The 12,087-nt window shown below is 69.3% G+C and carries 13 protein-coding genes; 9 read left to right on the top strand and 4 right to left on the bottom strand.

The window, feature by feature from the left end; genetic code table 11:
• The first annotated feature begins 55 nt into the window (after positions 1 to 55).
• The 5 genes from EHW97_RS03400 to EHW97_RS03380 are packed head-to-tail and all read left to right on the top strand — an operon-like array spanning position 56 to position 4,631.
• Positions 56 to 808 (top strand): HpcH/HpaI aldolase family protein, encoded by a 753-nt coding sequence (locus EHW97_RS03400; RefSeq protein WP_208001852.1) that lies wholly within the window; start codon positions 56 to 58, stop codon positions 806 to 808.
• Positions 808 to 1,608: a carbon-nitrogen hydrolase family protein gene (locus EHW97_RS03395; protein WP_124235757.1), complete on the top strand. Its 801-nt coding sequence runs from the start codon at positions 808 to 810 to the stop codon at positions 1,606 to 1,608. Before EHW97_RS03400 ends, EHW97_RS03395 begins: the two co-directional genes overlap by 1 nt.
• Positions 1,609 to 1,610: 2 nt before the next feature.
• Positions 1,611 to 2,693 (top strand): C4-dicarboxylate TRAP transporter substrate-binding protein, encoded by a 1,083-nt coding sequence (locus EHW97_RS03390; RefSeq protein WP_124235756.1) that lies wholly within the window; start codon positions 1,611 to 1,613, stop codon positions 2,691 to 2,693.
• A complete protein-coding gene (locus EHW97_RS03385) occupies positions 2,693 to 3,268 on the top strand; it encodes a TRAP transporter small permease subunit (protein ID WP_124235755.1) in 576 nt (191 codons plus the stop codon). Before EHW97_RS03390 ends, EHW97_RS03385 begins: the two co-directional genes overlap by 1 nt.
• On the top strand, positions 3,258 to 4,631 hold the full coding sequence (locus EHW97_RS03380; RefSeq protein ID WP_124235754.1) for a TRAP transporter large permease: 1,374 nt from the start codon (positions 3,258 to 3,260) through the stop codon (positions 4,629 to 4,631). Before EHW97_RS03385 ends, EHW97_RS03380 begins: the two co-directional genes overlap by 11 nt.
• A 76-nt stretch (positions 4,632 to 4,707) precedes the next feature.
• Here EHW97_RS03380 and EHW97_RS03375 read toward each other — a convergent pair whose 3' ends face one another.
• Both EHW97_RS03375 and EHW97_RS03370 read right to left on the bottom strand, forming a co-directional pair.
• On the bottom strand, positions 4,708 to 5,391 hold the full coding sequence (locus EHW97_RS03375; protein ID WP_124235753.1) for an HAD family hydrolase: 684 nt from the start codon (positions 5,389 to 5,391) through the stop codon (positions 4,708 to 4,710).
• Positions 5,388 to 6,227 carry a class II fructose-bisphosphate aldolase gene (locus tag EHW97_RS03370; RefSeq protein ID WP_243696287.1) on the bottom strand — a complete coding sequence of 280 codons (840 nt, stop codon included), beginning with the start codon at positions 6,225 to 6,227 and terminating at the stop codon, positions 5,388 to 5,390. Before EHW97_RS03370 ends, EHW97_RS03375 begins: the two co-directional genes overlap by 4 nt.
• A 75-nt stretch (positions 6,228 to 6,302) precedes the next feature.
• Between EHW97_RS03370 and EHW97_RS03365 the strand changes: the two genes are divergently transcribed.
• The 4 genes from EHW97_RS03365 to EHW97_RS03350 are packed head-to-tail and all read left to right on the top strand — an operon-like array spanning position 6,303 to position 10,006.
• Entirely contained in the window at positions 6,303 to 7,079 is a 777-nt protein-coding gene (locus EHW97_RS03365) for a DeoR/GlpR family DNA-binding transcription regulator (RefSeq protein ID WP_208001851.1), read from the top strand.
• Positions 7,076 to 8,059, top strand: a complete 984-nt coding sequence (locus EHW97_RS03360; RefSeq protein WP_124235752.1) for a 1-phosphofructokinase family hexose kinase — start codon at positions 7,076 to 7,078, stop codon at positions 8,057 to 8,059. The genes EHW97_RS03365 and EHW97_RS03360 overlap by 4 nt, the downstream gene beginning before the upstream one ends.
• 13 nt (positions 8,060 to 8,072) lie before the next feature.
• On the top strand, positions 8,073 to 9,545 hold the full coding sequence (locus tag EHW97_RS03355) for a PTS fructose transporter subunit IIC (protein ID WP_124235751.1): 1,473 nt from the start codon (positions 8,073 to 8,075) through the stop codon (positions 9,543 to 9,545).
• A gap of 23 nt (positions 9,546 to 9,568) precedes the next feature.
• Positions 9,569 to 10,006, top strand: a complete 438-nt coding sequence (locus tag EHW97_RS03350) for a PTS sugar transporter subunit IIA (protein WP_124235750.1) — start codon at positions 9,569 to 9,571, stop codon at positions 10,004 to 10,006.
• Positions 10,007 to 10,044: 38 nt separating this feature from the next.
• Here EHW97_RS03350 and EHW97_RS03345 read toward each other — a convergent pair whose 3' ends face one another.
• Together EHW97_RS03345 and EHW97_RS03340 are read right to left on the bottom strand one after the other, a co-directional pair.
• Positions 10,045 to 11,661 (bottom strand): SulP family inorganic anion transporter, encoded by a 1,617-nt coding sequence (locus EHW97_RS03345; protein ID WP_124235749.1) that lies wholly within the window; start codon positions 11,659 to 11,661, stop codon positions 10,045 to 10,047.
• Positions 11,658 to 12,014, bottom strand: a complete 357-nt coding sequence (locus EHW97_RS03340) for an ArsR/SmtB family transcription factor (RefSeq protein ID WP_243696286.1) — start codon at positions 12,012 to 12,014, stop codon at positions 11,658 to 11,660. The genes EHW97_RS03345 and EHW97_RS03340 overlap by 4 nt, the downstream gene beginning before the upstream one ends.
• Between the last annotated feature and the right edge of the window lie 73 nt (positions 12,015 to 12,087).

Here is a 12,087-nt window from a genome sequence, read left to right as displayed (position 1 = left end):
GCACACCACAAGTATTTCTGCTGCGTTACGAACGAGAAACAGGAGCATGATCCGCGTGTCCAACGCCCCCCGCCATGCCGTGTGGCTGTCCGAGCCGTCCAGCGCGGCCATCGAGATGGCCAGCCTCGCCGGTTACGACACCGTCGTCCTCGACGTCGAGCACGGCACCTTCGACCTCGGTGCCCTCGACTGGGTGCTGCCGCTGATCCGCGCCCGCAAGATGGACGCCATCGTCAAGGTCCTCGGCCCCGAGCGCGGCCCGATCCAGCAGGCTCTCGACCTCGGCGCCAGCGCCGTCGCGATCCCGCACGTGGAGTCCGCCGCGCACGCCGCCGAGGTCACCGCCTTCGCGAAGTTCCCGCCGCTCGGTCTGCGGTCCTTCGCCGGCGGCCGGACCTCGCACTACCGCGGCTTCACCGACGCCTGGGTCACCGAGCAGGACAGCACGACGCGCTGCTTCCCCATGATCGAGGACGCCTCCGCGTTCGACGAGATCGAGGAGATCGTCGCACTGCCCACGGTCGACGGCGTGTTCATCGGCCCTTCGGACCTGTCGCTGCTGCGGGGGCGCGGCGCCTACAGCATCTCCGACGCCGACCTCGACGACTTGCGGACGATCGCCCGCGCCGCTCGTGCGGCGGGCAAGCCGTGGATCCTGCCGGCGTGGAGCGACGCCGAGAAGCGGCTCGCGGTCCAGGAAGGGGCGGACACGATCATCGGCGTCATGCAGTACGGCGCGATGCTGAACGGCTTCACCGCGGCGCTCGAGACCATGCGCGCCATCGAGAACGAGGAAGGGAAGGCCTGATGAGCGTCAACGTCGCTGCCGCCCAGTTCGCCCCGACGGCGGACAAGGAGGCGAACCTCGCCGAGATCGAGCGTCTCGTGCGCGCGGCCCGTGAGCAGGGCGCGCGCCTCGTGGTACTGCCCGAGTACGCGATCTTCACCGTCGACGCGATGGACGACCGGTTCGTCGAGGCGGCCGAGCCCCTCGACGGTCCCTCCGTGCGTCGACTCGCCGCGCTCTCGGTGGAACTCGACATCACGATCGTCGCGGGCATCAACGAGGCGGCCGAGGACGGTCGCATCCACAACACCCTCGTCGGCATCCAGGCCGGCGAGGTCCGCGCGGTCTACCGCAAGGTGCACCTGTACGACGCGTTCGGCTACCGCGAATCCGACCGCGTCATCGCGAGCGACCCCGTGGCACCGCAGCTGCTCGAGGTCGACGGCTTCACCGTCGGCATGCAGACCTGCTACGACCTGCGCTTCCCCGAGACGTCCCGCACGCTGGTCGATGCCGGTGCCGATGTCATCGCGCTTCCGGCCGAGTGGGTGCCCGGGCCGCTCAAGGAGTTCCACTGGACGACGTTGCTGCGTGCTCGCGCGATCGAGAACACGGTGTATGTCGTCGCGGCCGACCAGTGCGCGCCGACCGGTGCCGGTAACAGCGTCGTGCTCGACCCCATGGGCAACACGCTCGCCGGGGTGGGCGAGGCTGAGGGCATCGCCGTCGCGGCGCTGGACCCCGAGCGTCTCGCCAAGGTCCGGACCATCAACCCCGCACTCACCCTGCGTCGCTATCGCGTGACGCCCCGAGAGGAGTGACGATGCAGCTCAAGCGCGCCGGCACGGCGTTCGGCGTCGTTGCCGTCATGGCCGCGTCCCTCGCCGCCTGCGGCGGTGGGAGCGGTGAGGGCGAGTACGTCCTGCACTACTCGACCTACTCCAACGCCACGTCCGACCAGTCCAAGACGGTCCAGCGCTGGGCCGAGGACGTGGAACGTCTCACCGACGGCGAGGTGACCGTGCGGTTCCACTACTCCGAGAGCCTGGTCAGCGCCGACGAGTCGGTGTCCGCGACGCTCGACGGCCGCGTCGATCTCGCCCAGGTCGGCTCGCTCTACGCGGCCTCCGACCTGTCGATGTACACGGCGTCGGAGTTGCCGTTCGAGTCCACCAACCCCGAGGCGCACCTGCGCACCCTCAGCCGGTTGTACGAGGAGAACGAGACCTACCGCGAGGACTTCGACCGACAGGGCGTCCGGCTGCTGTTCCCCCTGCCGATCGGGAACGCGGTGCTCGGCTCGACCAAGCCCGTGCACAGCGTCGACGACCTCAAGGGCACCAGCGTCCGCGCCGGTGGACTGCTCTCGCAGGTCATGGTCGCGGCCAGCGTGAACCCGGTCGCGATGACCGCGACGGACGTCTACGAGTCCATGGAACGCGGCATCGTCGACGGCTACACGTCGCTCGGCATGTCGAACCTGCCGACGTTCGGTCTGTCCCACTCCACGCCGTACGCCGTCGATCCCGGCGTGGGCGCCTACGCCTCGTCGATCGTGGTCATCAACGAGGAGCTGTTCCAGGAGATGCCGGAGGAGTACCAGGACGCCCTGACCGAGGCGTCGGTGAACGCCATCGACTACGGCCTGGAAGAGCTCGACGAGCTCGGCATGCTCGCGTGCGAGCAGCTGCGCGAGTCCGGGACCGAGTTCTCGGCACTCCCCGAGGACGAGGTCGAGGAGCTGCGCGACAAGGCCGGGATCGCCGAGGAGTGGGTGAAGCGGTACGAGGAGCGCGATTACGATGCGCAATCCGTCCTCGACGATTACCGCGCGATCCTCGCCGAGGAGCACGAGGCGTCCGACTACGTCGACGCGCTGCCGCGCTGCATGCAGGAGGGCCAGTGATGAGTCAGGTGCCATTCCCGCGTCCGATCAGGGCGCTGTCCTCCGCGCTGAGCATCATCGCCGGCCTGGTGCTGTTCGGGCTCTGCGCCTTGACTGTCGCCGACGTGGTGAGCCGTAACCTGCGCGATCAGTCGATCCTGGGTGCGGTCGAGATCTCGGCCCTGCTGCTGGTCGCCGTGGCGTTCTTCGGGCTCGCCGCGGCGGAGATCGACGGCCGTCACGTGTCGGTCAGCCTCGTCGAGGAACGTCTGGGCCGCCGCGCCCGGATGACGCTGAGCCTCGTCCGCACGGTGCTGCTGGCGGTGCTCGGCGTGCTGCTGGTGATCGGCATGATCGGCGTCTTCGACAGCGCGTTCGAGCGGGGCGAGACGACCAACGACATCCTCCGCCTGCCCACGTGGCCGGCGAAGCTGTCCGTCCTGCTGTCCTTCGGTCTGTTCTTCATCCTCGCGGTGTGGAAGCAGATCCTGACGTTCCTCGCGCTGCGTGCCGGTGAGGACGTCCCCGCGAACGACGTCGCGGTACTCGTCGACCAGGCCGAGCCTGCTGCTTCCGGAGGTTCCCGTGACCGCTGAATCCGTTCTGATCCTCACGCTGGTCCTGGCCCTGTTCCTGGGGCTGCTGGCGATCCGTCTGCACGTGGGTCTGTCCCTCATGCTCGCCGGATTCATCGGCGTCGTCCTCATGCGAGGGACCGGGGCTGCCATGGGGACCGCCGCCAACCAGCCGTACTCGTCGGCGGCCGACTACTCGCTCACGATCATCCCGCTGTTCATCGTGATGGGCGTCTTGGCGGTCAACGCCGGCCTCGCTCAGGCGGGCTTCGACTTCGCCTCGCGGGTCTTCCGCAAGCTGCCCGGAGGCAGCGCGCTGGCCTCGCTCGCCGGGTCGGGTCTGTTCGCGGCGGTCACCGGGTCGAGCGTCGCGACCGTGGCGACGATGGCGCGGGTGTCGACCGACGCCATCGTCAAGGCCGGTCTCGGCCTGCGCCTCGCCGCCGGCGTGGTGTGCGCGGGCGGCACGCTCGGCGTGCTGATCCCGCCGTCGATCGTGCTCGTGCTCTACGGCGTGGTGGCCGAGGAGAGCATCGGACAGCTCCTCCTCGGCGGTATCGGGCCGGGCCTGCTGACGATCCTCGCCTACGCGGCGACGGCGATGATCATCGTCTCGGTGCGCCGACGCCGGATCGCGCGCCGTGAGGCGGCCGCGGACGCGGCCGGAGTCGAAGCAGGCAGCGGCGGCACGGCCACCGCGGTCCGCACGGAGGAGGCCACGAAGCTGGACATCAGCGGAGTGCTGTTCCTCGCCGTGATCTTCGGGGTGTCGATCGGCACCATCTATCTCGGCGTGGCGACCCCGACCGAGGCCGCCTCGTTCGGCGCGATGGCCGCGCTGATCATCATGCTGCTGCGGGTCCGCCCGCCGCAGTGGGCGGCCCAGCTGAAGGACTCGATCACCGAGGCCGTGGGCCTGACCGCGATGACCTTCCTGCTCATGGTCGGCGCCGGCGTGTTCACGTACTTCCTGGCGCTGTCGGGAGCGAGTGCGGCGCTCGTCGACGCGGTCGTCGGTGCGGAGCTGCAGCCGTACGTCGTGCTCGTGCTGTGCCTGCTGCTGCTGTTGCCGCTCGGCATGTTCCTCGACGGCATCTCGATGATCCTCATCGCCGCTCCGCTGCTGCACCCGATCCTCACCGGGTACGGCTTCGACGGGATCTGGCTCGGCATCGTGATCGTCAAGGTGGCGGAGATGGCCCTCATCACCCCGCCCGTCGGGATGAACGCCTTCGTCTACTCCGGCGCGGTTCCCGAGGCCGGGCTCGGCAAGGTGTTCCGCGGTATCGGCCCGTTCATCCTCGCCGACATCGCGGTGGTGGCCATCCTCATCGCCGTCCCGGGCATCGTGACGTTCCTTCCGGAGCTGTCCGGCGCCGGGTGAATCGAGTGACGAGGAAGGGGCGGGGACACATCGTGTCCCCGCCCCTTCTACGTCTGTGGCCTGCCGCCGGTGTGCCTCAGGACCGCCAGAGATCGAGGTGTTCGCCCGCACGCAGTGCCTCGAGCGTGCCGACGGTGACGTCGGCGAGAGACCTCGCGAAGCTCACCCCGGGCCGACCGGCGACGGACCGGTAGATCTCGTCGTTCGGTGGCACCGCGAGAACGGGGACGCCGGCCGCGACTCCTGCGGCGACGCCGGTGGGCGAGTCCTCCACCACGACGACGTCGTCCGGGGTCAGTCCGAGACGCTCCGCTGCGGTGAGGAAGACCTCCGGATCGGGCTTGCCCTTGCGGAGCTCGTCGCCGCTGACGACGGCGCTGATGACTCCGGCGGGAGCGGCGTCGCGCACGAGGTGCGCGAGCCGGCCGTAGCTCTGGGTGCCGAGCGCGGCCGGGAGTTCCTCTTTGCCGAGCGACTGCAGCAGTTCGTAGGCCCCGGGCATCCACGGAACCGACTGCCGGTAGATCGCGGCGAGTTCGTCGATCATCCGGTCGATCGCCTCGTCCACCGTGAGGTCGAGCCCCCGGTCGACGATCGCTTGCGTGGTCTCGCGCAGGGGACGGCCGAAGAACGAGAAGGCGTCCTCCTGGGTCCACGGGACACCGCCGCTGGCCGCGACGGACGTCTCGACCTTGGCCCACAGGGGCTCGGAGTCGATGAGGGTGCCGTCGAGATCGAAGATCACGCCGCGCAGACTCATCGGCCGCTCACCACCTCGAGGTAGTGACGGCACGTCTGCGCCATCGCCTCGCGCCCCGGAGCGAGGTAGCGCCGTGGATCGACGCCGTCGTTCTCGTCCAGCCAGCTGCGCACCGCGCCGGTGAAGGCGATGTTGAGTGCAGTGCCGATGTTGATCTTGCGCATGCCGGCGCGGGCGGCCTCGGCGAGGGTGTCGTCGGGAACCCCGGACGACCCGTGCAGCACGAGCGGAACGTCGACGCGCTCGGCGATGGCGCGGATGAGCTCGATGTCGAGCGTGGCCGACCGGGTGGTCATCGCGTGTGAGGACCCCACCGCGACGGCGAGCGAGTCGACTCCGGTGCTCGCGACGAACTCCGCGGCCTCCTGGGGATCGGTGCGGACGCCGGGGGCGTGGGCGCCGTCCTTGCCGCCGATCTCGCCGAGCTCGGCCTCGACCCACACACCCTGCTCGGCGCCCCACGTGGCGACGCGGCGGGTGGCCGCGACGTTGGCGGCGTACTCCTGCGTCGCTCCGTCGAACATGACCGAGGAGAAGCCGAGCTCACGGGTGCGGAGGGCGAGGTCGACGTCGGTGATGTGGTCGAGGTGCAGCACGATCCGCGCGGTCGAGGAGTTCGCGACGGCGGCCATCGCCGCCGCGATGCCCTCAGGACGGCCATGGAAGCCGATCGCGTTCTGCGAGAGCTGCATGATGACCGGCTGATCGGCCTGCTCGGCGGCGGTGGCGATGGCTTCGGCGTGCTCGATCGTGATCGCGTTGAACGCGGCGACGGCACCGCCGGACTCGCGTAGCTCGTCGAACAGGTCTGAGGCGCTCATCAGCATGCCTCCCATCGTGGCAGGAAATCCAACATTGCACAAGCAAACCCACGTGTCTACAATCAAAGCCACACGAGATGAGGAGGCGGGATGAGCACGGAGAGCACGCCGATGCTGGCGGCCGAACGGCAGCAGCGATTGCTGGAAGAGCTGCGCACCTTCGGTCGGATCAGCGCCGCCGGCGCCGCCGAGATGCTCGGCACCTCGACCGAGACGATCCGCAAGGACCTCATCCTGTTGGAAAACCGTGGACTTCTTCGTCGCGTCCACGGGGGAGCGCTGCACGTCGCGCCGATGACCTTCGAGTCCGACGTCACCACCCGCAGTGAGAACGCCGAGGAGAAGGAGCGCATCGCCGTCGCCGCCCTCGAGCACCTCCCCGACGGCGGCGCGGTCGTCATCGATGCAGGCTCCACCACGCAGGCCTTCGTCGACCGCTTCCCCAACCGACCGCTGCGCGTCTACACGAACGCGCTGGCGATCGCGAGCACGCTCGCCTCGCGCTCGCAGGTGAAGGTCTCGACCTTCGGCGGCCAAGTGCGACCGGTGACCACGGCTCAAGTCGGCCCCATGGCGCTGCGGGCCATCGAGCGGATGGACTTCGACATCGCCTTCGTCGGCACGAACGCGATCTCGGTGGAACGTGGCCTCGCGACCCCGGACGAGGACGAGGCGGCGATGAAAGCCGCGCTCATCGAGCACGCCGAACGCACCGTCCTCCTCGCCGACCACACCAAGTTCGCCCAGCGCTCCTTGGTGACGTACGCGCAGGTCACCGACGTGGACCTCATCATCACCGGAACGGAACTCGACGCCACGCATCGTGCCGAACTGGCTGAACTGGACGTGGAAGTGGAGTTCGCATGATCGTCACCGTCACCCCCTCACCCGCGATCGACTGGACCGTCGCGGTCGACTCGTTCGACTTCGACGCGGTCAATCGGGCGACCAAGTCCACTCGTGAGGCATCGGGCAAGGGCGTCAACGTGTCCTGGGCTCTGCATCGTGCGGGAGTTCCGACGACCACGGTCTTCCCCGGCGGCGGGCAGACCGGCCGGTTCATGGACGAGGCGTTCGAGGCCGCCGGCCTGCCGTACGTGCGCGTCGAGACAGGCCGCGAGGTCCGCACGAACATCACTCTGATCACGCCGGGGCACTCGACGAAGATCAACGAGCCCGGGGTGGATCTCGACGACGAGCAGTTCGAAGAGTTCGCCGCGCGCGTGCTCGACGTCGGACGCGACGCGAAGGTCGTGCTGATCTGCGGAAGCCTGCCGCCCTCGATGGGGCCGGAGCGCCTGCGCGCTCTCGTCGAGCGGCTTCGCGAGCACGTGGACGTGATCGTCGACAGCTCCGGTGAGGCGCTCGCGACGGCACTCCAGGCGCGCCCGGCGCTCATCAAGCCGAACGTCCACGAATTGGCCGAACTGGTGCAGCGTGACATCCGCACGTTCGGTGACGTCATCGAGGGCGCGCACGCGGCGATCGACCGCGGGGCCGGTGCCGTGCTCGCGAGCCTCGGTGCCGACGGCGCGATGTACGTCAGCGCCGAACGCTCCGTGGTGGCCACGAGTTCGAACATCCCGTTCGTCAACTCCGTGGGCGCCGGGGACGCCTTGCTCTCGGGGTTCGTCGCCGTCGACGGCGACCCCGCCGAACGGCTGCGCAACGCCGTTCTGTGGGCCTCCAGCGCGGTGGCCCACGACTCCACGCTGTTCCCGATTCGTCCCGAGTTCGCTACTCGGATCACGGTGGCGGACGTCGTCGACCGTGACCTCCCGCTGGAGGAGTCGTCGGCTCCGCTGGCCTCCACCCGGCCGTCCATGTCCCTCGCGGACGGCACCTAAGAAAGGAATGACCATGGCTGGCGAGTTCATCGTCGCAGCGACGGGGTGCCCCACGGGAGTGGCGCACACGTACATGGCGGAAGCGGCCCTCAAGAAGGCCGCTGAGAAGCGCGGTATCGAGATCCGCGTCGAGACCCACGGACAGGTGGGTCTCGAGAACGGCCTCACGCCCGAGGAGATCGAGCGTGCCGACGGCGTCATCGTCGCGGCCGACAAGGAAGTGCAGATTCAGCGCTTCGCCGGCAAGCCGGTCGTCGAGGTGGGCGTCAAGGAAGGCATCCACCACGCCGACGACCTGATCGACCGCGTGCTGGCGAAGGCGCAGAGCCGTGAGCGGGCGGGGGCCGCCGCGGCGCAGGACGTCACCGAGGACGAGAACGACTTCCTCAACGTCCAGGCGATCGACGAGACGCAGGGCACCGGCTGGCGCAAGACCGGCCGCGCGATCTACAAGCACCTCATGAACGGCGTCTCGTACATGCTGCCGTTCGTGGTCGGTGGCGGCGTGCTCATCGCCGTCTCGTTCCTGTTCGGCATCTACTCGGCGGACCCGAGCTCGGAGGAGTACAACGAGTTCGCCCACATGCTGAACGAGGTCGGCGGCACCGGCCTCGGCCTGATGGTGCCCGTGCTGTCGGCGTTCATCGCCTACTCCATCTCGTCGCGTCCGGGTCTGACCGTCGGCCTGATCACCGGTCTGCTCGCCTCGAACATGGGCACCGGCTTCCTCGGCGGCATCGTCACCGGCTTCCTCGCCGGCTACGGCATGCTGCTGCTGGGCAAGCTCTTCGAGAAGATGCCGAAGTCGCTCGTCGGCCTCAAGGCGATCTTCCTGATGCCGGTGCTCGGCACGCTCATCTTCGGCGGCATCACGTACGTGATCTCCTCGCCGATGTCGAGCATCTCCAGCTCGCTGGAGGAGTTCCTCACCGGCTTCCAGAACGCCAACCCGATCGTGCTCGGACTCATCCTCGGCATCATGTGCGCCTTCGACATGGGCGGCCCGGTCAACAAGGCCGCCTACGTCACCGGCGTGGCGCTGCTCGGTGAGGGCAACCTCGAGTTCATGGCCGCCGTGTCGGCCGCGTGCATCGCGCCGCCGATGATCACCGCCATCGCCGTCACGCTGTTCCCGAAGGGCTTCGAGCCCGGTGAGCGTCGCGCCGGCTACGTGAACTACGCGCTCGGCGCCACCCACATCACCGAGGGCGCGATCCCGTTCGCGGCGCGCAACCCGCTCGTCGTCATCCCGATCCTCATGCTGGGCAGCTCGATCGCCGCGATCCTCACGCTGCTGTGGGGCGTCACCTCCCCGGCCCCGCACGGCGGCTTCCTCGTGCTGCCGATCGTGGGCAACCCGTTCGGCTGGATCGCCGCGATCGCCATCGGTTCGCTCGTGGCCGGTGTCGTGTACGGCGCGTACCGGGTATCCCGAGTGAAGAAGGCCGCGACCGCGACCGCGGCCGCTCCCGTCCCCGTGGCGTGATTGCGAGGACTGAAGGAGCAATCATGGAGATCTTCACCCAGGAGAACGTCCGTTTCGGCGGAGCGCCGGCGACGAAGGACGAGGCGCTGAGCTCGATCGCGGAGTTCGCCGTGGAGCTCGGGTACGCGGCCGACGTCGACGGCGTGGTGGCCGGGCTCAAGGCGCGCGAGGAGGAGATGTCGACCGCGCTGATGGACGGCATCGCCATCCCGCACACCAAGCACGCCGCGGTCGAGCAGGCCGCGCTGCTGGTGCGACGCTTCGACCAGCCCGTCGACTGGTCTGGCCAGGAGGTGACGGTCACGCTCGTGATGCTGGTGCCCGAGGCGGAGGCCGGGACGACGCATCTGACCCTGCTCGCTCAAGTCTCGCGCGCCTTGATCGACGAGGAACTGCGCCGCATCCTCGCGACCGGGAGCCGCGACGAGGTCCACTCAGCACTGAACGCCAAGCTGGGCTGAGTTCGCGTCGTCGGGTGCCCTGCCCCGTTCGCTCGTGGTCAGAGCACCCGACGACGCACGTGCGAGCGGGCGTGCTCGATCGCCGTCGCGAGATCGTCGACCGCGTGGGCCCGGTCGCGCAACGCATCAAGCACGCCGATCCCCGATGCCAGGCTGCGGTGGCGTTCCTGCAGGCCCTTGACGATAACCGTCACGCCACGGCGCTCGAGCGTGGTGATGAGCTCGGCGAGCCGCCGTGCGCCCGTGGTGTCGAGCATCGTCAGGTGCGACATGCGCAGGATCACCACGTCGATGTCGCGGGCGGCCGCGATCTGGTCGGCGAGCTTGTCGGCGGCACCGAAAAACGCTGAACCGTCGAGCCGGAACAGAGCGATGCGTTCGTCGCCGGGCTCGGGATCCCCGGGCAGGGGTTCGCGCTCGGCGCGCGTCGTCGAGGCCAGCGAACGCAGCACGAGCACGGCCGCGATCGCGATGCCGATCTGGATGGCCACGATGAGGTCGAAGACCACGGTGACGATCGCGGTGATGGCGAAGACGAGCAGGCCCGAGCGGCTCACCCGGGCGAGCATGATCGCGGCCTCGCGGTCCACCATCCGGGCGCAGACCACCAGCAGCACCCCGGCGAGCGCGGCGAGCGGGATCCTGCCCACCAGACCCGATGCAGTGGTGACGATCAGCAGCAGGACGAGGGCGTGCACGGCGGCGGCAAGGCGGCTGCGGGCTCCGGCGGTGACGTTGACGGCGGTACGCGCGATCGCGCCGGTCGCGGGCATCCCGCCGAACAGCCCCGAGCCGATCGACGCGATGCCCTGGCCGACGAGCTCTCGGTCGGGGTTGAGCTCGCCGGTGTCGGCGAGGCCGGCGGCGACCTTGGCCGAGAGCAGTGACTCGATCGCCGCGAGGAGCGCCACCGCGACGGCCGGCCCGAGGAGTTCGCGAAGAGTCGCAGCGTCGATCTCCGGTAGCGACGGCAGCGGCAGAGTGCCGGGCAGCGCCCCGATGCGGGGCGCTGCGAGGTCGGCGAACTCGGTCAGCAGCGTGACCGCCGCGATGGCGATCAGCGAAGCGGGCAGCCGGGGGGCGCGCCACTGGATCAGGACCATCACGGCGGCCACGAGTCCGGCGACGAGCAGGGTGATGGAGGCCTGATCCCACGTGGAGCGCTCCACGGCGTTCCAGGCGACGTTCAACGTCGTCGTGCCCTCCAGGTCGTGGACGCCGAGCAGGGCGGGTACCTGCTGGAGTGCGATGACGATGGCGATCCCGAAGGTGAAGCCCTCGATGACCGGCCAGGGGACCATGGCGATGAACCGGCCGAGGCGCAGGATCCCGCCGGCGACCACGAGGAGTCCGCCGAGGATGGCGACCACGGTCACCGCGCCCGTCCCATGGCTCGCGACCACCGGCGCGAGCACGACGACCATCGCCCCGGTCGGTCCCGACACCTGGACGTTCGATCCGCCGAAGACGGCCGCGAGGAAGCCGGCGACGATCGCGGTGACCAGGCCGGCCGCCGGGCCTAGACCGGCGGAGGCGCCGAAGGCCAGGGCAAGCGGCAGCGCGACGATGCCGACGGTGACGCCCGCGACGATGTCGGTCTTCCACGAGTGGCGGACCGGGCGCAGGTCGGTGAGTGAGGGCAGCAGGCTCCTCATGCGCGGAGCGCCGGCAGCTCGGTCAGCTCATCGCGCTGGCGCTGCGTCGCGTCGATGGTGTCGTGGAGGAACTCGCGGGCGACCAGCAGCAGGTCGACGATTCGCGGGTGCGCGGGACGGTAGAGCACGCTGCTGCCGGCTCGTCGGGAAGTGACGACGCGATGGCGCCGCAGGACCGAGAGATGCTGCGACAGGTGGGAGGCCTCCAGGTCGGTCGCGGTGAGCAGTTCGCTGACCGCGACCTCCCCCGCGGGCTCGGCGGTGAGCAGCTCGAGGACCCGGATGCGGACGGGGTGCGCGAGCGCTTTGAACAGGTTGGCCTTGATCTCGTACAGCGGGGCGTGTCTGTCCACGGAAGTCCTCGACGAAGATGATGGATTGAGCAATTCATCATATCGGGTCATGAGGTCGACGAGTTCTGCGGGA

Origin of the sequence: Aeromicrobium camelliae, from assembly GCF_003850045.1 — a bacterium.
GTDB lineage: Bacteria > Actinomycetota > Actinomycetes > Propionibacteriales > Nocardioidaceae > Aeromicrobium > Aeromicrobium camelliae.
Note: the sequence above shows the minus strand (reverse complement) of the source record. Positions and strands in the feature narration are given on the sequence as shown.

Coding starts and splice junctions, on each gene's coding strand:
- EHW97_RS03395 (WP_124235757.1), top strand. CDS start 808: ATGAGCGTCAACGTCGCTGCCGCCCAGTTCGCCCCGACGGCGGACAAG.
- EHW97_RS03390 (WP_124235756.1), top strand. CDS start 1,611: ATGCAGCTCAAGCGCGCCGGCACGGCGTTCGGCGTCGTTGCCGTCATG.
- EHW97_RS03385 (WP_124235755.1), top strand. CDS start 2,693: ATGAGTCAGGTGCCATTCCCGCGTCCGATCAGGGCGCTGTCCTCCGCG.
- EHW97_RS03375 (WP_124235753.1), bottom strand. CDS start 5,391: ATGAGTCTGCGCGGCGTGATCTTCGATCTCGACGGCACCCTCATCGAC.
- EHW97_RS03370 (WP_243696287.1), bottom strand. CDS start 6,227: ATGGGAGGCATGCTGATGAGCGCCTCAGACCTGTTCGACGAGCTACGC.
- EHW97_RS03365 (WP_208001851.1), top strand. CDS start 6,303: ATGAGCACGGAGAGCACGCCGATGCTGGCGGCCGAACGGCAGCAGCGA.
- EHW97_RS03360 (WP_124235752.1), top strand. CDS start 7,076: ATGATCGTCACCGTCACCCCCTCACCCGCGATCGACTGGACCGTCGCG.
- EHW97_RS03355 (WP_124235751.1), top strand. CDS start 8,073: ATGGCTGGCGAGTTCATCGTCGCAGCGACGGGGTGCCCCACGGGAGTG.
- EHW97_RS03350 (WP_124235750.1), top strand. CDS start 9,569: ATGGAGATCTTCACCCAGGAGAACGTCCGTTTCGGCGGAGCGCCGGCG.
- EHW97_RS03345 (WP_124235749.1), bottom strand. CDS start 11,661: ATGAGGAGCCTGCTGCCCTCACTCACCGACCTGCGCCCGGTCCGCCAC.